Genomic DNA, 18,431 nt, shown 5'->3' with positions numbered 1-18,431 from the left:
TGATCTGGGTCATCCTGTCGGGCTCCCGTAGTAGGCGGCGGTCAGCGACCGGATCACGGTGCCTGTCGAGGGGCCGAAGCTGAGGAGCACGCTGTCGTCCATGTCGATGACGCGGCGATTCTGCCCCGCGGGGGTCTGCGCGATACCGGGAAGGGTCACCAGTCCGTCGACGCCGTCGACCGACTCGAGCCCACCGGTCATCATCAAGATCGCGTCCGGGGCCGCGACGATCAGCGCCTCGCTGGTGACCTGGGTGTATGGCTTGGTCAGACCGGACGCGGTGCCGGCGTCGATCCCCCCGATGGCAGTGATCAGCTCATCGGAGCCGCCGCCGGGACCGCCGAGCAGCGAGACTGTCGAGCCCCGCTGATAGAGGAAGGCGATTTTCGGCGGGGTGTCCTGCCTGGGCACCGCCGCGATCGCCTCATCGATCTCGGTTTGGGTGCGCTCGGCTAGCGCGCGCCCCGCCTCGGAGACGCCGAGAGCGGCGGCGACTGCCTCGATTTGCTCGCCCACGGTCGCGAGCTTGCGCTCCGGGTCGAGGAAGACCACGGGGATGCCGGCATCGCGTAGCTGTATCTGCACCGCCCTCGGGCCGATGCTCGCGTCGGTCAGCACGACCGTGGGGGAGAGGGCCAGGATCGCCTCGGCGTTCAGCGAATGCCCGCCGGGAGTGACGTTGGGGATGTCGGCGGCGGCTGGGAAGCTCGTCGCGATGTCCCGGCCGACGACGTTGCCGCCGAGGCCGAGCGCGAAGATGGTCTCCCCGATGGTGCCGTTCTGGTCCACCGCCACGATCCGGCTGACATCGGTGATGGTTACGGGGACCCCGTCGCGTGAGTCGACGGTGACCGGCAAAGTGGGCGTCGGGGTGCCGCCGATAGGCGTGGGATTCAGATCCGCAAGCACTGCGGTGGCCGGACCGGTGGCGCCTGCAGACCCCTGTGCCGCCGAGCCGCATGATGCGATCCCAGCGCCCAGAGCGAGCGTCAACGTCCCTGCAGCCATCGCCTTGCCCAGCCTGCCAAGTCGGGTCCCCGCGCTCATTCCGCGGCCTGCATCTGCGCAACCACGCCGTCCAGCTCGACGAAAAGGTCTTTGTTGAACTGGAATGCGGCACTGACCTCGTCGATGAACCGGAGCTTGTCCTCCTCGCTCAGGTCGAGGGCGTCCATGGCCGCGCGGTAGTCGTCCTTGAACGGCTTGGGCTTGGCGATCTCGTCGAAGATGTAGAAGCGGACGCCGTCGGTCTCGTAGCCGTAGGTGCGCTCCATGATGCGGCGGATGATCTGGCCGCCGGACAGGTCGCCCAGGTAGCGCAGGTAGTGGTGCGCCACGAAGCCGGCGGGCCAACTGGGGGAGACCTCTCGCAGGCGAGCGGCGTAGCGCTCAGTGGCGGGCAGCGCTGACACCTTGTCCTGCCAGTCCTCTCCGAGGTGGAAGGCGAGATCCTGTTCGAGTGCGGACTCGCGCAGCAGGCTGTCATGCAGGAAGGGCTCCGCGACGGCGTCGCCGGCTAGCGCTCGGCCGCCGGCCTCGAGATCGCGGTAGATGAACCAGTTCTGCGCGAGCAGCGCCACATACGCCTCGGCTGGCAGTTCGCCTGCCAGCAGCTGAGACATAAACTGTGAGCCCTCGGCGTCACGGTGGGCGGGATCGGTCGCAATCTTGACCTGGGCGGCGAAGCCCTCGGGTGCCTTCGTCTGCATGTCAAATTCCTGTTCGATGAGTTACATCCAGGCCTCTGGACGTTCGAGCTTCAGCGCTTGATCTGGCAGTGTGACCACTGGTGCACTAGGTTAGCCTAGCCTCAATACTTACCGAACTTAGGAGTAACAATGAACAGGTCCGGCCTTCTCGTCCGCCGTGCGGCGTCCACTCTGGCGATTGGCGCACTCGCGTTCGGTTCCGCACTGGCGCTGGGCACCGGCGCGTCTGCTGCACCCGGCGACAGTGTCGAGCTGATCGTGTCGCAGGACTCGGGCCTGGACAACGGCCAGGCGGTCACCGTCACGGGCACCGGACTGGACCCGGAGGTGGGCTACTACTTGTCCACGTGTGTCATTGGCACCGAGGGCCCCACCGGACCTGACTGTGCAGGTGGCCCCGGCATCGTGGGCGCCTCGATCTGGGTGTCCAATAACCCGAGCGCGAATGCCCCGATCAACCCGGACGGCACGTTCACCACAGATCTGAATGTGACCCAGACCGGGGAGACCATGAACAAGGTCGCCATCGACTGCGATGAGACGCCCTGCGCCGTGACGCTCTTCGGCGATCACCGCAACGGCTTCGGCTACACGGCCGGCACGCCGGTGACGTTCGGCGCGGCCCCCGCCGCGGCCGCCGCGCCTGCCACCACCGCCGAGGCCAGCGACGAGGCCAGCGACGAGGCCAGCTCGAACACCGTCTGGTGGATCGTTGGCGGCGTCATCGTCGTGGCCGCCATCGCGGGCGGCGGCGCGGTCGCGCTTCGCAAGAAGTCCTAATCCGGGCACTGTCGAGGGGCCAACAGCCTCGATAACGTGCAGAAGGTCCACTGAATCGCATCGCGGTTTCAGTGGACCTTCTGCACGTTCGGGGGCGCCCGCCGCCCTAGGTGCTGCTGACGTCGTCCAAGGCCGCTGTGATGGCGGGCGGCAGGGTGATCTCCGCTGCCGCCAGCGCACCGGTCAATTGGGCAAGGTCTCTGGTGCCGACGATCGCGGAGGCGACCCCCGGCCGGTCCCGCACCCAGGCCAGTGCGACCGCAAGTGGGGAGGTGCCCAGCCCGTCCGCAGCCGTGACCACCGCCTCGATCACCCGCAGCGAATCCGTGCCGAGGTAGGCCTGGATCATCGCCCCCCGGAACTCGTCTGCGCCGCGCGAGTCGCTGGGGATGCCGTCCCGGTACTTGCCGGTGAGGACGCCGCCGGCCAGGGGCACTGCGGCGAACAGCCCGATGCCGTGGTGCTGGGCGGCCGGGATCAGCTCGTCCTCCACCTCTCGTGCGAGCAGCGAGTACTCGGCCTGGGTGGCGATCATCGAAGACGACTCAGACGCCCCAGACGCCCCAGTCGCGGCCGCCACCGTGGCCAGCTGCCAGCCGAGGTGCCCACGCACGCCGGTGTACCGCACCTTGCCGGAGCGCACCGCGTAGTCGAGTGTCGCAGCGATCTCCGCCACCGGCGTCTGCCGGTCCCAGGTGGCCACCTGCCACACGTCCAAATAATCGGTCCCGAGGGCGGTCAACGTGTTGTCGAGCTGCGCCAGCAGCGCGCGCCGCGAGCAATCGACCCGGCGGCCCAATGGCGCTGCGGGGGCGATGCCGGCGGACCCGCTGATTACGAGGTCCTCTCGGGGCATCACGTCGCCCATAAGCTCGGCGAGCACCTGCTCGGAGGCACCGTCGGAGTAGGCGGGGGACGTGTCCACCAGGGTGCCGCCCGCCTCCACGAAGGCGACCAGTTGGGCGGCCGCCTCGTCGCCGGGCGTGCCCCGGCCCCAGGACAACGTGCCCAGGCCCAGACCGGAGACCCGTAGGCCGCTATTTCCCACTGTGCTGATTCTCATCGGATGTGCTCCACAGTTCTGGAACCCTAGTCTGCCGCCGGTACGGGCTGCGCCGCGCCGCGCCGCTAGCGAACACGACACTGTGCGGGCCCCGGCCGACATAGGCTTTGTGCCATGACGGTGATATTGCTCCGCCACGGCCGCTCGACCGCGAACACGGCAGCGACCCTGGCCGGCCGGACGCCCGGCGTGGAATTGGATGAGACGGGAATCGCGCAGGCTTTGGCGCTGGTGGACAGGCTCGGCGAGCTGCCCATCGCGGCCATCGTGACCTCCCCGCTACAGCGCTGTCAGCAGACGGTGGCCCCGCTGGCAAAGACCTTGAACCTCGAGCCGGTGTTGGAGGAGCGGCTCATCGAGGTGGACTACGGCGAGTGGACGGGGCGCCCCATCGCGGAATTGCTGAAGGAGCCGATGTGGAAGGTGGTCCAGCAGCACCCGTCCGCGGCGATCTTCCCGGGCGGGGAGGGGCTGGCGAGCGTCCAGTCGCGGGCCGTCGCCGCGATCCGGGAGCATGATCGAGAGCTCTCGGCGGCGGCGGGCCAGGACTGCCTTTGGATCGCGTGCACGCATGGCGACATCATCAAGTCGGTGCTGGCCGACGCCCTCGGCACGCACCTGGACGGCTTCCAACGCATCATGACTGTGCCCGCCGCGGTGAGCGTCATCCGATACACAGAGCAGCGGCCGTTCGTGTTCCACATGAACGACACCGGCTCGGATCTGTCGGGGTTGGCCGCGAAGCATGGCGCCCCCCAGCAGGAGGCAAAGACCGGCGTCCCCGGAGGCGAGGTGTGACGGCGCGCGCGCACGACCACGGCGCAGGTTTGCCACGCCAGTATTTTTCAATAGATTGGAGGTGCCATGCCACGCGCCATTCATATTTTCCGCAGCCCTGACCGCTTCGTCGCCGGAACCGTCGGTGAGCCAGGCGACCGCACCTTCTACCTGCAAGCCAGGGAGGGGAAACGACTCATCTCCGTCCTGCTGGAAAAGCAGCAGGTCAACATCCTCGCCGACCGCATTGGGACCCTGCTCACGGAGGTCAGCCGTCGGTTCGGCACGGAAGTGCCCACCGCGGACGTGTCCGTTGATGACATGGATCCCCTGCAGATGCCCGTCGACTCGGAGTTCCGCGTCGGGACGATGGGGCTGGGCTGGGAGGCCGACACCGGCGTTGTCGTTGTCGAATTGCTCGCCGTGACCGAGACGCCCCTCGACGAGTCCGTGGTCCTGGACGACGCGACCGAAGGCCCCGACGCGGTCCGCGTCTTTCTCAGCCCCGAGCAGGCGCGGAAGTTCTCGGCGCGCACGGCCCTGATTGTCGAGTCCGGTCGCGCGCCGTGCCCCCTGTGTGGGGAGCCGCTCGACGCTCTGGGCCATATCTGCGTGCGCACCAATGGATATCACCGCGATGTCGACCTGCGGCTGCTGGTGGAGCCGCACGAGGATGACTGAGCTCGAGGCGGATCTTCTGCTGTCCGGCGAACTGACCATCCGGGGACGGATCACCACGGCGAGCAACGCGACCTTCGTGTGCGATGCCACCCCGCCCGGCGACGACGCGGGTGGCCCGAGCGCCGGGTGCGTTTATAAGCCGGTGCGGGGCGAGCAGCCCCTGTGGGACTTCCCCGACGGCACCCTCGCCGGCCGTGAGCGGGCGTCCTACCTGCTGTGCGACGCGCTGGGATGGGGGATGGTCCCCACCACAGTGCTGCGGGATGGCCCGTATGGGCCGGGCATTGTGCAGCGTTGGATCGACACGACGGACGAGACGCCCGAGTTGGTGGACGTCTTCGCGGTGGACGCGGTGCCGGCGGGTTATCTGCCGATTTTCGCTGCGCAGGACGGCCGGGGCAACGATGTCCTACTCGCGCACGCCGACGATCCCCGCCTGCGCCGCATGGCGGTGCTGGACCTGGTGCTCAACAACCCCGACCGCAAGGGCGGCCATGTCCTGCCCGGGACGGACGGCCGGTTGTACGGCGTCGACCACGGGATTTGCCTGCATGCGGACCCCAAACTGCGGACGGTCCTCTGGGGCTGGGCGGGCCGGGACATCGAGCCGAGTCTGCTGGTCGACCTCGCGGGACTTGCCGAGAAGGTGGGCCGGCCCGGTCCGCTCGCCGAGGAATTGGACGAGTTGTTGACGATCGCCGAGGTGGAGGCGCTGCTGGGGCGCCTCCAAGACCTGCAGGACCACCCCGTCATGCCGCACCCGGGCCATGGTCGCATGATCCCGTGGCCGCCGTTCTGAACCCGACCACCTAGGCTGGCGGTCATGCTCTCCTGGTCCGACGTCGCCGTCCCCTCCCTGCCTGGAACTGGCCTCCCGCTGCGCCTGTTCGACACCGCCGACCGCGCCGTGCGCCCGGTTAGCCCGGGCAAGGTCGCCACCATGTACGTCTGCGGGATCACCCCGTACGACGCCACGCACATGGGGCACGCCGCGACGTACCTCGCATTCGACATGATCAACCGCCTCTGGCTCGACGCCGGGCACGAGGTCCACTACGTGCAGAACGTGACGGACGTGGACGATCCGCTGTTCGAGCGCGCCGCGCGCGACGGCATCAACTGGATGGATCTGGGCGAGAGCCAGGTGGAGCTGTTCCGCTCCGACATGATCGCGCTGCGCGTGCTGCCGCCGCGGGACTACATCGGCGCGATCGAGTCCATCGACGAGGTCATCGCGATGGTCGAGAAGCTCCTCGCCTCCGGCGCCGCCTACGTGGTGGACGACGCCGACTACCCGGACGTGTACTTCCGGCACGACGCGACCGAGCAGTTCGGCTACGAGTCCGGCTACGACCGCGCCACGATGGATCAGTTCTTCGCCGAGCGCGGGGGAGACCCGGACCGTGTGGGCAAGCGCGACCCTCTCGACGCGCTGCTGTGGCGGGTCGAACGCGAGGGCGAGCCGTCCTGGCCCTCGCCGTTCGGCGCCGGCCGACCCGGCTGGCACATCGAGTGCTCGGCCATCGCCCTGAACCGCATCGGCTCGGGCTTCGACGTGCAGGGCGGCGGCACCGACCTGATCTTCCCGCACCACGAGTACTCCGCGGCGCACGCGGAGGCGGTCACGGGCGACCGCCGTTTCGCCCGCCACTACGTGCATGCAGGCATGATCGGCCTCGACGGCGTGAAGATGTCGAAGAGCCTCGGCAACCTGGTGCTTGTGTCCAAGCTGACCGCCGACGGGGTCGACCCGATGGCGATTCGCCTCGCGCTGCTGGACGGGCACTACCGGCAAGACCGGTTCTGGACCGACGAGCTGCTCGCGACCGCCCAGGCGCGGCTGGCCACGTGGCGGCACGCCATTGCGCTGACGCAGGGGCCTGACGGCGCCGAGGTGCTCGCGCGGGTGCGCCAGCACCTCTCCGACGACCTGTCCACCCAGAAGGCGCTCACCGCGATCGACGGCTGGGCGGCCGAGGCGGCCGCGGGCCGCGGCTCGGATGCCGCCGCGCCGCAGCTGATCTCGGACGCCGTCGACGCGCTGCTGGGCGTGCGGCTCTAGCTGCCCGCCTGACCCTCGTCGCGCCGGCGCAAGTACCGCTCGAAGTCGGCGGCGAGCGCGTCGCCGTCGATGGTGCCGAGCAACTCTGCGGCGTCCTCCTCGGCATCCCCGCGCTCCTCGAGGGTCTGCACATATTCGGCGATGTCGCCGTCATCCTCGGTGATGGCCGTGACGGTGGCCTCCCACTCCTGCGCCTGCTGCGGCAGGTCGCCAAGCGGCACCTCGATGTCGAGGACCTCCTCGACGCGCTGGAGCAGCGCCACCATGACCTTCGGGTTGGGGGACTGGGAGAAGTAGTGCGGCACCCCCGCCCACAGGTTGATCGCCGGCATGCCCTCGCGCACCGCCGCGTCCTGGAGCACGCCGGTGATGCCCGTCGGCCCCTCGTAGTCGGTCTGCTCGATGCGGAAGCGCTTGGCGGCCGCAGCGCTATAGGCGCTGCCGGTCACCGGCACGGGCCGGGTGTGCGGGGTATCAGCGAGGAGCGCGCCGAGCACCACGACGGTGTCCACGTCGAGCTGGGTGAAGATATCGAGAAGCTCGGCGCAGAAGCTGCGCCAGCGCATGTTCGGCTCGATGCCGTGCACCAAGATCACGTCCCGGTCGCTGCCCGGCGGGCGGCAACGCGAGAGCCGAGTGCTGGGCCATTCGATGCGCCGCGTCACCCCGTCCACCTGCCGGATGGTGGGCCGGTTGATCTGGTAGTCGTAATAGCCCTCGGACTCGATCTCGGCCAGGGGCGTCGCATCCCAGATCAGGGCCAGGTGCTCGACCACTCCGCTCGCCGCGTCGCTGGCGTCATTCCACCCCTCGAAGGCCGCCACCACCATGGGTCGCGAACTGTCGGGGGACTCGGGTGTACCACTTGTACTGCTCACAGGAGCAGCCTACGGTGAATGCGATTTGCCGGAACCTCTACGCTGGTCCTCATGTCTGCCTTCGCTGATTCAGTATTCTCCCGCGCCCTGACCCAACGTGTGATCATTGGCGACGGCGCTATGGGGACAATGCTGCAGGCCGAGGACCTCACATTAGATGACTTCCTGCAACTCGAGGGTTGTAATGAGATTCTGAACGAGACCCGTCCCGACGTGCTCAAAGCCATCCACGGCGCGTTCCTCGACGTCGGCGTCGACGCCATCGAGACCAACACCTTCGGCTGCAACCTCTCCAACCTCGCCGACTACGACATCCAGGACCGCATCCGCGACCTCGCCCAGCGGGGCACCGCCATCGCCCGCGCCGCCGTCGACGAGGCCGGCCCAGGGCGCGACGGCATGGCGCGCATGGTCCTCGGCTCAATGGGCCCCGGCACCAAGCTCCCCACCCTCGGCCACGCGCCCTTCGCGGTCCTGCGCGACGCGTACGTCGAGTCCGCCCTCGGCATGCTCGACGGCGGCGCCGACGCCATCCTCATCGAAACGTGCCAGGACCTGCTGCAGGCCAAGGCCGCGATCATCGGCAGCCAGCGTGCGATGGATATCGCGGGGCGCCAGATCCCGATCATCACCCACGTGACCGTCGAGATGCAGGGCACCATGCTCATCGGCTCCGAGATCGGCGCGGCCCTCACGGCCCTCGAGCCCCTCGGCATCGACATGATCGGCCTGAACTGCGCCACCGGCCCCGCCGAGATGAGCGAGCACCTGCGCTACCTGTCCAAGCACTCGAAGCTGCCTGTCTCGGTCATGCCGAACGCCGGCCTGCCGGTGCTGGGCAAGAACGGCGCGGAGTACCCGCTCAGCGCCGACGAACTCGCCGATGCCCTCAGCGGCTTCGTGAGCCAGTACGGCCTGTCCATGGTCGGCGGCTGCTGCGGCACCACCCCTGAGCACCTGCGCAAGGTCGTCGAGGCCGTCTCCAAGACCGAGCAGGGGACGCGGAACGTGGTGCGCGAGCCGGGTGTGTCCTCGATCTACTCCGCGGTGCCGTTTCAGCAAGACGCCTCGTTCTTGGTGGTCGGCGAGCGCACCAACTCCAACGGCTCTAGGGCGTTCCGCGACGCGATGCTCGGCGGCGACATCGACAAGTGCCTCGACATCGCGAAGGAGCAGATCCGCGACGGCGCGCATATCCTCGACTTGAACATCGATTACGTGGGCCGGGACGGCGCCGCCGACATGGCGGTCCTCGCCGGCAAGCTCTCGACAGCCTCGACGCTGCCGATCATGCTCGACTCCACCGAGCCCGACGTCCTGCGCGCGGGCCTGGAGCTGCTGGGTGGGCGCAGCGTCGTCAACTCGGTGAACTTCGAGGACGGCGACGGCCCCACTTCCCGCTACCAGCGCATCATGGCGCTGGTGAAGGAGCACGGCGCGGCCGTCGTGGCGCTGACCATCGACGAGCAGGGCCAGGCCCGCACCGCGGCGCACAAGGTCGAGATCGCGGAGCGGCTGATCAAGGACATCACCGAGACCTGGGGCCTCGAGAAGTCCGACATCATCATTGACTGCCTGACCTTCCCGATCTCCACCGGCCAGGTCGAGGTCCAGCGCGACGGCATCGAGACCATCGAGGCCATCCGCGAGATCAAGAAGCGGCATCCGGATGTGTACACCACGCTGGGGCTGTCGAACATCTCATTCGGCCTCAACCCGGCCGCCCGCCAGGTGCTCAACTCCGTGTTCCTGCACGAGTGCGTTCAGGCCGGTCTGGACTCCGCCATCGTGCACGCGTCGAAGATCCTGCCCATGGCGCGGATCCCCGACGAGCAGCGCGACGTGGCCCTCGACGTCGTCTATAACCGCCGCTCCGACGACTACGACCCGCTGCAGAAGCTCATGGCGCTCTTCGAGGGCGTCTCTGCCGCGTCGGCCCGCGAGACCCGCGCGCAGGAGCTCGCCGGGCTGCCGCTGTTCGAGCGCCTCGAGCGCCGCATCGTGGACGGCGAGCGCAACGGCCTCGAGGAAGACCTCGATGAGGCGATGCAGGTCAAGAAGCCCCTCGAGATCATCAACGGCACCCTGCTCGACGGCATGAAGACCGTCGGCGAGCTGTTCGGCTCCGGCCAGATGCAGCTGCCCTTCGTGCTGCAGTCCGCCGAGACGATGAAGGCGTCCGTCGCGCACCTCGAGCCCCACATGGAGGCGAGCGACGACGATGGCAAGGGCCGGCTCGTGATCGCCACCGTCAAGGGCGACGTGCACGATATCGGCAAGAACCTCGTCGACATCATCTTGAGCAACAACGGCTACGACGTGGTCAACCTGGGCATCAAGCAGCCCATCGCGACCATCTATGACGCGGCTGTGGCGCAGAAGGCGGACGCGATCGGCATGTCCGGCCTGCTCGTGAAGTCCACCGTGGTGATGAAGGAGAACCTGGAGGAGCTCAACGCCCGCGGCGTCGCCACCGATTTCCCCGTCATGCTCGGCGGCGCGGCACTGACCCGCACCTATGTCGAGAACGATCTTGCCGAGGTCTACCAGGGCGAGGTCAGCTACGCCCGTGACGCGTTCGAGGGCCTGCGCCTGATGGACGAGATCATGGCCATCAAGCGCGGCGAGGGCCCGGCCCCCGACAGCCCCGAGGCGCTCGCCGCGGCGCAGAAGGTGCTCGAGCGCAAGGAGCGCCATGAGCGCTCCAAGCGGATCGCGGCCCAGCGCAAGGCGGACGAGGTTCCCGTCGTCGTGCCTGAGCGTTCCGACGTGGCCATCGTCGACGAGGTGCCCACCCCGCCGTTCTGGGGCACCCGCATCGTCAAGGGCCTGGCGGTAAAGGACTTCGCCGGGCTGCTCGACCAGCGCGCCACGTTCCTGGGCCAGTGGGGCCTGCGCGGCGCCAAGAAGGGCGAGGGGCCCAGCTACGAGGACCTCGTCGAGACCGAGGGCAAGCCCCGGCTGCGCTACTGGATGGACCGGCTCACCGCAGAGGGCATCCTGGCGCACTCGGCCGTGGTCTATGGCTACTTCCCGGCGGTCTCAGAGAAGAACAAGGTCTTCATCCTCGAGTCTCCGGAGCCCGACGCGCCGGTGCGCTACGAGTTCGAGTTCCCTCGCCAGGAGCGCGGCCGCTTCTTATCGGTCCCGGATTTCGTGCTCTCCCGCGAGGAGGCTCGGGCTCAGGGCCGGGTTGATGTGATGCCGTTCCAGCTGGTCACGATGGGTCAGCCCATCGCGGACTTCGCCAACAGGCTGTTCGCGGCCAACGAGTACCGCGACTACATGGAGGTCCATGGCCTCGGCGTGCAGCTGACGGAGGCGCTCGCCGAGTACTGGCACCGCCGCATCCGCGAGGAGCTCACCCTCACCAGCGGCGCGAACCTGGCCGCCGAGGACCCCGAGGACATCGAGGGCTACTTCAAGCTGGCGTACCGCGGCGCCCGCTACGCCTTCGGCTACGGGGCCTGCCCCAACCTGGAGGACCGCGCCAAGCTCGTCGAGCTGCTCGAGCCCGGCCGGATCGGCGTCGAGCTGTCCGAGGAGTTCCAGCTGCACCCGGAGCAGTCCACGGACGCGTTCGTGCTGCACCACCCGGAGGCGAAGTACTTCAACACCTAAACCGCCGCTGGGCCGGAACCGAAAACGCCGCGGCTTCCTCGATCGACTGCGCTTGCAACTGCAGCGGATCGAGGAAGCCGCGGCGTTCTGGCTCTAGCGGGCCTCAGCGCAGGCGGCCCAGGCGCTTGATGAGGCCACGTCGGGCCTCGGGCCAGTCTTCCACGGTGATCGAGAACAACACGGTGTCCCGGACGGTGCCGTCGGCCCGCCGGTGGTGGCGGCGCATCGTGCCCTCGTAGCGTGCGCCCAGCCGCGCGATCGCCTGCTGTGAGCGGGCATTGCGGGCGTCAGTCTTGAGCTGCACGCGGCCCGCCCGCAGCGTGTCGAAAGCGTAGCCGAGCAGCAGGAGCTTGGTCTCGGGGTTGACCGCGGTGGCCCAGTGCTGCGGCGCGTAGAGCGTGCGGCCGATCTCCAGGCGGGCATCCTGGGGGGCGGCGTCGAGGAAGGACGTCATGCCGACCACCTCGCCGCTGCCGGCCAGCCGCACGGTCCACACCTGCCAGTCCGGCCGCGCACCCAGCGCGTGGAGGTCATCCGCAAACTGCTCGGGATCGCGCGGGCGGCCGTCCACCGCGGCCCACACCGAATGGTGGTCCAGTGCCGTGAACAGTGCGAGCGCGTCGGCGTCGGGGTCGGTCGCAGTCGCGATGACGGACCGCCCGGCCAGCCGGGTGCGCGGCGGCACCGGCCATGTCAGCTGTGGCCAGGGCCCGTCTGCAGGGCGCGGATCGGGGATGGGGGTGAAGCGTTCGGGCTCGTCATGTGGGTGTGACACAACGTCCATTTTGCCTATAATCTTGCCGCCGCGGGCGATCCCGGCAACTCTCGGCACGCCGCCCAAAGCCGGTGTGGAAAGATTACGCACTGTGAAGACCTTCGATTCGCTATTTGCCGAGCTGTCCGAGCGTGCCGCCTCCCGACCCGAGGGCAGCGGCACCGTCGCCGCCCTGGACGCTGGTGTGCATCACATCGGCAAGAAGGTGATCGAGGAGGCGGGCGAGGTCTGGATCGCCGCAGAGTACGAGAGCGACGAGGAGCTGTCGGGGGAGATCTCCCAGCTGCTGTACTGGCTCCAAGTGATGATGATCAAACGCGGCCTGACCCCCGCGGACGTGTACCGACATCTGTGAGCCGTAATCCCCACCCCCCGGCCGACGGCCACACCTCCCTTCCCCTGAATCTCACCCACGATCTCTAAGGACTCAACACATGTTGCGGGTCGCAGTACCGAATAAGGGCGCGCTCTCCGAAGCCGCGCAGGACATGCTCTCCGAGGCCGGCTATCGACGCCGCTCCGATCCCAAGGACCTCACCGTCCTCGACGATGCGCACGGCGTGGAGTTCTTCTTCCTCCGCCCCAAGGACATCGCCACCTATGTCGGCTCCGGCGAGCTGGACCTGGGCATCACCGGCCGGGACCTCGCGCACGAGTCGGGGGCCGCACTCAACGAGCGGCTCTCGCTCGGCTTCGGCCGCTCCACCTTCCGCTATGCGGGCACCAAGGATCGCGAATGGACGGTGGAGGACCTGCGCGGGCTCCGCGTCGCCAGCGCCTACCCGAACATCGTGCGCGCGGATCTCACGCGCCGCGGCATCGACGCCACGCTCATCCCGCTCGACGGGGCCGTGGAGATCTCGATCCAACTCGGTGTGGCCGACGCGATCGCGGACGTCGTCGGCTCCGGCCGGACGCTGCGCCAGCATGATCTCGTGGCATTCGGCGACGTGCTGTGCACCTCCGAGGGCGTGCTCGTGGAGCGCCAGAGCCCGGATCCCGCCAGCGCGCGGGCTCGCGACCAGCTGGTCGCCCGTGTGCAGGGCGTCGTGTTCGCCCAGCAGTACGTGATGCTCGACTACAACTGCCAGCGCGAACTGCTTGCGGCCGCGGCCGAGGTCACGCCGGGCGTGGAATCCCCGACGGTGTCCGATCTTGCAGAGCCCGGCTGGGTCGCCGTGCGCGCGATGGTCCCGCGTAAGGGCATGAACAACGTGATGGACGAGCTGTCTGAGATCGGTGCCCGCGCCATCCTCGCCTCGGACATCCGCGCCTGCCGTATGTGATTTCGCCCCCGTGCGCACCTGATCGAGGATTCCTCGCGAATCTCCCGATGAGGTGCGCACGCGCGCATGCGAGGCCAGCTGCTCGTATCCGGCAGCTCCTACCGGGGCCGCACCAGCAGTGACTGCGCCGCCCGGCCCACCGGACCCGCCTGGTCATGGATGACCGCCGAGCTCATCCCGATCCCGTCCGGGCCGATGGAGCTCTCGGCGGCGATGCCGATCCACTCGCCCTGCGGCGCCCGGTGCAGGTGCACAGAGAGGTCGGTGTTGAGGAAGGTCCACTTCGTCGGGTCCAGGGTGGCGCCGACGCCGTTGGCCGCGTCCACCACGTTGAACATGTTCTGCATGGCGCTGGGCTCCTCGCCGAGGACCAGCGGCAGCCTTGGACGGGCCCACACCAGGCCCGGACCGTCCGCGCTGGCCCCGGCCAGCCAACGCCACTCGAGCGCGTCCACGTAGGTATAGCCCGTCTGGCCCCAGTTGAACCCGAGGCTCTCGTCGATCTCGCGGACCGGGATCATCGGGTCCCGTGTCTGGATGGCCGCAAACGTGTCCGCCGTCGCCATCCGCCAGGCCGTGGCGGTGGCGGCGAGCAGGTACTCGCCAGTCTCCGTCATCGTGGACAACGACGCGCCGAGGAGCTCGATGTTCCGGCCCGGCCGCAGCACCTTGGTCTCCACGCGGGTCTGGGTGACAGCCACCGGCCCCAAGAGGTCGACAACGATGCTGCTCAATCGCGCACCGTCGCGAGCGCCGTGGTTCTCCATCGCGCGCACCATCAGCGCCGCGGGCGGGGAACCGTGCTGCATCTCGGTGGACCACACGCTGCGCGTCGCGTCGGTGGGGGTGAAGATCTCGGCGCCGTCGTCGTCGGCGCCGAGCGGGAGGTAGAAAGCCTCGGGCGTGGTCGTTGAATCCGTCATGGCACCAGTCTGGCTTGCCGTTCCGCGCCCCGAACGCCGGGGTCAACCCCTACTCCGGCCACCCGGGATACGGCGGTGGCGTGCCGCCGAAGGACGGGCAGCGCTGCTTGTGGTCGCACCAATCGCACAGCTTGCTCGGGGTCGGCTGGAAGTCGCCTGTCACGCCGGCGGCGAGGATCGTCTGCCAGATCGCCGACAACGTGCGCTCGAAGCTCAGCAGCTCCTCCTCCTGCGGCGCCAAGGTCAGATTCTGCGCATCCGCCAGATACATCAACTTCAGCTGGTCCGGGATCACGCCCCGGGTGCGGAAGATCAGCAGTGCGTAGAACTTCATCTGGAACAGGGCCTGGGCCTGATACCGCTCGTGCGGCGACTTCCCGGTCTTATAGTCGACCACGCGCATCTGCCCCGTTGGCGCGATATCGATGCGATCGACAAAACCACGCAGCTTCGTCCCGTCCGGTAGCACCGCCTCGACCCGCAGCTCGCATGACTCCGGCTCGAATCGCGTCGGGTCCTCCATCGTGTAGTAGTTCGCGACCAGTGCCATCGCGTCCGATAGGAAGCCCGCACGCTCACCATCCCCGACAAGCGCGTCGAGCGTCGGGTCCGCCGCCGCCATTGCGGCCCACGCGGGCCCCACCATCGCCTCGGCCCGCGCCCGCTCCCGCTCTGGCGCATCCAGGCCATAGAGTTCCTCGAGCACCGAGTGCACCAGTGTGCCCCGCACCTGCGCGACGGAAGGCGTCTCCGGTATCCGATCCACCGCCCGGAACCGGTAGAGCAGCGGGCACTGCCGGAAGTCCGAGGCCCGTGACGGGGATAACGCGAGGCTGCGTCGCCCGCGGGCGATCGTGGGGTCTGACGAATCTATTGGGCTCACACCTGGCAGGCTATTCCCTGGCTCTGACATCTTCTACTACGGCAACTGCCAGCCGCGCCCCTTACGAAAGGCAAACCCGACATGGTCACCAATCCCGGATTCCCCGATCGCGTACCCGGCGGTCCGTTCCAGCCGGGAGACCGCGTCCAGCTCACCGATGGCAAAGCGCGCAAGTACACCATCGTGCTCGAGGCGGGCCGGGAGTTCCACACCCACCGCGGCGGCATCGCGCACGACGAGCTGATTGGCACCCCCGAGGGCAGCGTCGTGACCTCGACGAACGGCACCCCCTACCTGTCTCTGCGCCCGCTCCTCGTGGACTACGTCCTGTCGATGCCGCGCGGCGCCCAGGTGATCTACCCGAAGGACGCCGCCCAGATCGTGGCGGAGGGCGACATCTTCCCGGGCGCGCGAGTCCTCGAGGCCGGCGCGGGTTCCGGAGCGCTGACCTGCTCGTTGCTGCGTGCGGTGGGCCCCCAGGGCCAGGTCATCTCCTACGAGGTGCGCGACGACCACGCCGAGCACGCCGTCCGCAACGTGGAGACGTTCTTCGGCGCGCGGCCCGCGAACTGGGACTTGACGATCGCCGACCTCAACACGTTCGACCCCGAACGCCATGGCGGCAAGGTGGACCGCGTGGTCCTCGACATGCTCGCGCCGTGGGATGTGCTCGAGACGATGAAGGACGCCATCGTGCCCGGCGGTGTGCTGATGGTCTACGTCGCCACCACCACCCAGCTGTCCAAGGTCGTCGAGGCGCTACGCGAGCAGACGTGCTGGACCGAGCCGCGCTCGTGGGAGTCTCTGGTGCGCGAGTGGCACGTCGTCGGGCTCGCGGTCCGCCCGATGCACCGAATGCAGGCCCACACCGCGTTCCTCGTGAGCGTGCGCCGTCTCGCCGACGGCGCCGTCGCCCCACGGCCCGAGCGGCGGCCCGCGAAAGCCGCCTCCCAGGCCGCCGCATTGGCGGAGGCCGTGGCCAAGTCGGAGGCCATCGCAGCCGCGGCCGCAGTCACCGCAATCCTGGACGCAGCCGCCGCAGAAACTCCGGAATAGCCCGCAGGCGGCTCGCCGCTGAGGCCATGAGCGGCTCGCCGCTGCCGAATGCCAGGGGCAATCGTCCTCGCAGAGGTAGCGTTGTCAGCAGATCGGGAGGAGTGCCATGTCAGGACCACAAGGTTCCGCAGATGACCAGGGTGCCAGCGGAAAAGAGCTGGGGCAGAGCGCAAGTGACCGGCGGGGGCACGCGGCACGCGAGCAGGTGGGGCCGCTGCGGCGCGGCGACTCCGGCACGCTGTCCGCGGACCAGCAAGCTCGGATCGAGTCGCTGACCACCCGCAACGCCAAACTGATGGACACCCTGAAAGAGGCGCGCACGCAGCTGCTCGCCCTCCGTGAAGAGGTCGATCGACTCGGCCAGCCGCCCAGTGGATACGGCGTCTTCATCGCGGCCCACGACGACCAGACCGCAGACGTGTTCACCTCGGGCCGCCGCATGCGGCTGACCTGCTCGCCGAATATCCTGGTGGAGTCGATCAAGCGCGGTCAGAGCGTGCGTCTGAATGAGGCCCTGACCATCGTCGAGGTCGGCGATTTCGACCGGGTGGGGGAGATCTGCGCCCTGCGCGAGCTGCTGGACGACGATCAGCGCGCACTGGTGATCGGCCACGCCGACGAGGAGCGCGTCGTGTGGCTCGCTGAGCCGCTCACGCTCGCTTACGCCGAGGCGGACCCGGAGCGACGCAAGCTCCGCGTCGGCGACTCGCTGATCGTGGACACCAAGGCGGGGTACGCGTTTGAGCGTATTCCCAAGGCCGAGGTCGAGGACCTGGTGTTGGAGGAGGTGCCGGACGTCGACTACAGCGATATCGGCGGCCTCACCCGACAGATCGAGCAGATCCGCGACGCCGTAGAGCTGCCGTTCCTGCACGAGGACCTCTTTCGGGAGTACTCGCTGCGCCCGCCGAAGGGCGTCCTGCTCTACGGCCCTCCCGGCTGCGGTAAGACGCTCATCGCCAAGGCTGTCGCGAACTCCCTGGCGAAGAAGATCGCGGAGGCGCGCGGCGAGGACTCCAAGGACGTCAAGTCCTTCTTCCTCAACATCAAGGGCCCCGAGCTGCTCAACAAGTTCGTTGGCGAGACCGAGCGGCATATCCGCTTGATCTTCCAGCGGGCCCGCGAGAAGGCGTCCGACGGCACCCCGGTGATCGTGTTCTTCGACGAGATGGACTCGATCTTCCGCACCCGCGGCTCGGGCGTGTCCTCGGACGTGGAGACGACGGTCGTCCCGCAGTTGCTCAGCGAGATCGACGGCGTCGAGGGCCTGGAGAACGTCATCGTCATCGGCGCCTCCAACCGCGAGGACATGATCGACCCCGCGATCCTGCGGCCCGGCCGTCTCGACGTGAAGATCAAGATCGAGCGGCCCGACGCGGAGTCCGCGCAGGACATCTTCTCCAAGTATCTGGTCGAGACCTTGCCCATTCACGCTGAGGACCTTGCTGAGTTCGGAGGGGATCGTGCCGCCTGCGTGGCGGCGATGATCACCAAGGTGGTCGACCGCATGTACGCCGAGAGCGACGACAACCGCTTCCTCGAGGTCACCTACGCCAACGGTGACAAGGAGATCCTGTTTTTCAAGGACTTCAACTCCGGGGCAATGATCCAGAACATCGTGGACCGCGCGAAGAAGTATGCGATCAAGGAGGTTCTGGAGACGGGTGCGCCCGGTCTGCGGGTTCAGCATCTGTTCGATTCCGTCGTGGACGAGTTCAGTGAGAACGAGGACCTGCCCAACACCACGAATCCCGACGACTGGGCGCGGATCTCCGGCAAGAAGGGCGAGCGGATCGTCTACATCCGCACGCTGGTCACCGGCAAGTCCGCCAGCGCCAGCCGCGCGATAGACACCGAGGCGAGCACCGGCCAGTACCTGTAGTCCCGGCTGCGGCGCCCTAAGGCGAGACGCTCCAGTTGTTCGAATCCGCCGCCCC

At 68.3% G+C, this 18,431-nt stretch carries 17 protein-coding genes; 10 read left to right on the top strand and 7 right to left on the bottom strand.

Annotated features, from left to right (window positions below):
- Nucleotides 1-9: 9 nt before the first annotated feature.
- On the bottom strand, nucleotides 10-1,047 hold the full coding sequence (locus TBIF_RS19155) for a heme/hemin ABC transporter substrate-binding protein (protein ID WP_024796360.1): 1,038 nt from the start codon (nucleotides 1,045-1,047) through the stop codon (nucleotides 10-12).
- Nucleotides 1,044-1,709: a biliverdin-producing heme oxygenase gene (locus tag TBIF_RS19150; RefSeq protein WP_024796359.1), complete on the bottom strand. Its 666-nt coding sequence runs from the start codon at nucleotides 1,707-1,709 to the stop codon at nucleotides 1,044-1,046. The genes TBIF_RS19155 and TBIF_RS19150 overlap by 4 nt, the downstream gene beginning before the upstream one ends.
- Before the next feature lie 129 nt (nucleotides 1,710-1,838).
- On the opposite strand from TBIF_RS19150, the gene TBIF_RS24630 reads away from it, so the two are divergent.
- Nucleotides 1,839-2,489 carry a neocarzinostatin apoprotein domain-containing protein gene (locus tag TBIF_RS24630; RefSeq protein WP_024796358.1) on the top strand — a complete coding sequence of 217 codons (651 nt, stop codon included), beginning with the start codon at nucleotides 1,839-1,841 and terminating at the stop codon, nucleotides 2,487-2,489.
- Between the two features lie 106 nt (nucleotides 2,490-2,595).
- Here the strand turns inward: TBIF_RS24630 and TBIF_RS19140 are convergent, their stop codons facing one another.
- Entirely contained in the window at nucleotides 2,596-3,552 is a 957-nt protein-coding gene (locus TBIF_RS19140; RefSeq protein WP_024796357.1) for an aldo/keto reductase, read from the bottom strand.
- 114 nt (nucleotides 3,553-3,666) lie between these two features.
- Here TBIF_RS19140 and TBIF_RS19135 point away from each other — a divergent pair, with 114 nt between their 5' ends.
- The 4 genes from TBIF_RS19135 (at nucleotide 3,667) to mshC (ending at nucleotide 7,072) form a co-directional block, all read left to right on the top strand.
- Nucleotides 3,667-4,350 carry a histidine phosphatase family protein gene (locus TBIF_RS19135; protein WP_024796356.1) on the top strand — a complete coding sequence of 228 codons (684 nt, stop codon included), beginning with the start codon at nucleotides 3,667-3,669 and terminating at the stop codon, nucleotides 4,348-4,350.
- 66 nt (nucleotides 4,351-4,416) lie between these two features.
- Nucleotides 4,417-5,010 (top strand): DUF3090 domain-containing protein, encoded by a 594-nt coding sequence (locus TBIF_RS19130; protein ID WP_024796355.1) that lies wholly within the window; start codon nucleotides 4,417-4,419, stop codon nucleotides 5,008-5,010.
- The gene (locus tag TBIF_RS19125) at nucleotides 5,003-5,809 is read left to right on the top strand and encodes an SCO1664 family protein (RefSeq protein ID WP_024796354.1); all 807 of its coding nucleotides are present in this window, start codon (nucleotides 5,003-5,005) and stop codon (nucleotides 5,807-5,809) included. The genes TBIF_RS19130 and TBIF_RS19125 overlap by 8 nt, the downstream gene beginning before the upstream one ends.
- Nucleotides 5,810-5,833: 24 nt before the next feature.
- A complete protein-coding gene (gene mshC / locus TBIF_RS19120) occupies nucleotides 5,834-7,072 on the top strand; it encodes a cysteine--1-D-myo-inosityl 2-amino-2-deoxy-alpha-D-glucopyranoside ligase (protein WP_024796353.1) in 1,239 nt (412 codons plus the stop codon).
- On the opposite strand, the gene TBIF_RS19115 is transcribed toward mshC, so the two are convergent.
- Nucleotides 7,069-7,902, bottom strand: a complete 834-nt coding sequence (locus TBIF_RS19115) for a PAC2 family protein (protein ID WP_084611795.1) — start codon at nucleotides 7,900-7,902, stop codon at nucleotides 7,069-7,071. The genes mshC and TBIF_RS19115 overlap by 4 nt on opposite strands.
- A gap of 99 nt (nucleotides 7,903-8,001) precedes the next feature.
- Between TBIF_RS19115 and metH the strand changes: the two genes are divergently transcribed.
- On the top strand, nucleotides 8,002-11,571 hold the full coding sequence (metH, locus tag TBIF_RS19110; RefSeq protein ID WP_024796351.1) for a methionine synthase: 3,570 nt from the start codon (nucleotides 8,002-8,004) through the stop codon (nucleotides 11,569-11,571).
- Nucleotides 11,572-11,674: 103 nt separating this feature from the next.
- Here metH and TBIF_RS19105 read toward each other — a convergent pair whose 3' ends face one another.
- Nucleotides 11,675-12,355 carry a GNAT family N-acetyltransferase gene (locus TBIF_RS19105; protein ID WP_051461654.1) on the bottom strand — a complete coding sequence of 227 codons (681 nt, stop codon included), beginning with the start codon at nucleotides 12,353-12,355 and terminating at the stop codon, nucleotides 11,675-11,677.
- Nucleotides 12,356-12,437: 82 nt separating this feature from the next.
- On the opposite strand from TBIF_RS19105, the gene TBIF_RS19100 reads away from it, so the two are divergent.
- A complete protein-coding gene (locus tag TBIF_RS19100) occupies nucleotides 12,438-12,701 on the top strand; it encodes a phosphoribosyl-ATP diphosphatase (RefSeq protein ID WP_024796349.1) in 264 nt (87 codons plus the stop codon).
- Between the two features lie 79 nt (nucleotides 12,702-12,780).
- Nucleotides 12,781-13,632: an ATP phosphoribosyltransferase gene (hisG, locus tag TBIF_RS19095; protein ID WP_024796348.1), complete on the top strand. Its 852-nt coding sequence runs from the start codon at nucleotides 12,781-12,783 to the stop codon at nucleotides 13,630-13,632.
- Between the two features lie 98 nt (nucleotides 13,633-13,730).
- Here the strand turns inward: hisG and TBIF_RS19090 are convergent, their stop codons facing one another.
- On the bottom strand, nucleotides 13,731-14,555 hold the full coding sequence (locus tag TBIF_RS19090) for a thioesterase family protein (RefSeq protein ID WP_024796347.1): 825 nt from the start codon (nucleotides 14,553-14,555) through the stop codon (nucleotides 13,731-13,733).
- 49 nt (nucleotides 14,556-14,604) lie between these two features.
- Nucleotides 14,605-15,438, bottom strand: coding sequence for a RecB family exonuclease (locus TBIF_RS23995; protein ID WP_235174876.1), 834 nt, complete (start codon nucleotides 15,436-15,438; stop codon nucleotides 14,605-14,607).
- A gap of 81 nt (nucleotides 15,439-15,519) precedes the next feature.
- Here TBIF_RS23995 and TBIF_RS19080 point away from each other — a divergent pair, with 81 nt between their 5' ends.
- Both TBIF_RS19080 and arc read left to right on the top strand, forming a co-directional pair.
- Nucleotides 15,520-16,494 (top strand): tRNA (adenine-N1)-methyltransferase, encoded by a 975-nt coding sequence (locus TBIF_RS19080; RefSeq protein ID WP_024796346.1) that lies wholly within the window; start codon nucleotides 15,520-15,522, stop codon nucleotides 16,492-16,494.
- Nucleotides 16,495-16,600: 106 nt separating this feature from the next.
- Nucleotides 16,601-18,376, top strand: a complete 1,776-nt coding sequence (arc, locus tag TBIF_RS19075) for a proteasome ATPase (protein ID WP_051461652.1) — start codon at nucleotides 16,601-16,603, stop codon at nucleotides 18,374-18,376.
- Nucleotides 18,377-18,431 lie beyond the last annotated feature (55 nt).

This window comes from Tomitella biformata AHU 1821 (assembly GCF_000524475.1).
Classification (GTDB): Bacteria; Actinomycetota; Actinomycetes; order Mycobacteriales; family Mycobacteriaceae; genus Tomitella; species Tomitella biformata.
The sequence above is the reverse complement of the archived record's forward strand: the minus strand, read 5'-3'. Positions and strand labels throughout refer to the sequence as shown.

What these genes read in the sequence shown, in the direction of transcription:
- TBIF_RS19155 (WP_024796360.1), bottom strand. Translation starts at nt 1,047, where the DNA reads ATGAGCGCGGGGACCCGACTTGGCAGGCTGGGCAAGGCGATGGCTGCA.
- TBIF_RS19150 (WP_024796359.1), bottom strand. Translation starts at nt 1,709, where the DNA reads ATGCAGACGAAGGCACCCGAGGGCTTCGCCGCCCAGGTCAAGATTGCG.
- TBIF_RS24630 (WP_024796358.1), top strand. Translation starts at nt 1,839, where the DNA reads ATGAACAGGTCCGGCCTTCTCGTCCGCCGTGCGGCGTCCACTCTGGCG.
- TBIF_RS19140 (WP_024796357.1), bottom strand. Translation starts at nt 3,552, where the DNA reads ATGAGAATCAGCACAGTGGGAAATAGCGGCCTACGGGTCTCCGGTCTG.
- TBIF_RS19135 (WP_024796356.1), top strand. Translation starts at nt 3,667, where the DNA reads ATGACGGTGATATTGCTCCGCCACGGCCGCTCGACCGCGAACACGGCA.
- TBIF_RS19130 (WP_024796355.1), top strand. Translation starts at nt 4,417, where the DNA reads ATGCCACGCGCCATTCATATTTTCCGCAGCCCTGACCGCTTCGTCGCC.
- TBIF_RS19125 (WP_024796354.1), top strand. Translation starts at nt 5,003, where the DNA reads ATGACTGAGCTCGAGGCGGATCTTCTGCTGTCCGGCGAACTGACCATC.
- mshC (WP_024796353.1), top strand. Translation starts at nt 5,834, where the DNA reads ATGCTCTCCTGGTCCGACGTCGCCGTCCCCTCCCTGCCTGGAACTGGC.
- TBIF_RS19115 (WP_084611795.1), bottom strand. Translation starts at nt 7,902, where the DNA reads ATGGTGGTGGCGGCCTTCGAGGGGTGGAATGACGCCAGCGACGCGGCG.
- metH (WP_024796351.1), top strand. Translation starts at nt 8,002, where the DNA reads ATGTCTGCCTTCGCTGATTCAGTATTCTCCCGCGCCCTGACCCAACGT.
- TBIF_RS19105 (WP_051461654.1), bottom strand. Translation starts at nt 12,355, where the DNA reads ATGGACGTTGTGTCACACCCACATGACGAGCCCGAACGCTTCACCCCC.
- hisG (WP_024796348.1), top strand. Translation starts at nt 12,781, where the DNA reads ATGTTGCGGGTCGCAGTACCGAATAAGGGCGCGCTCTCCGAAGCCGCG.
- TBIF_RS19090 (WP_024796347.1), bottom strand. Translation starts at nt 14,555, where the DNA reads ATGACGGATTCAACGACCACGCCCGAGGCTTTCTACCTCCCGCTCGGC.
- TBIF_RS19080 (WP_024796346.1), top strand. Translation starts at nt 15,520, where the DNA reads ATGGTCACCAATCCCGGATTCCCCGATCGCGTACCCGGCGGTCCGTTC.
- arc (WP_051461652.1), top strand. Translation starts at nt 16,601, where the DNA reads ATGTCAGGACCACAAGGTTCCGCAGATGACCAGGGTGCCAGCGGAAAA.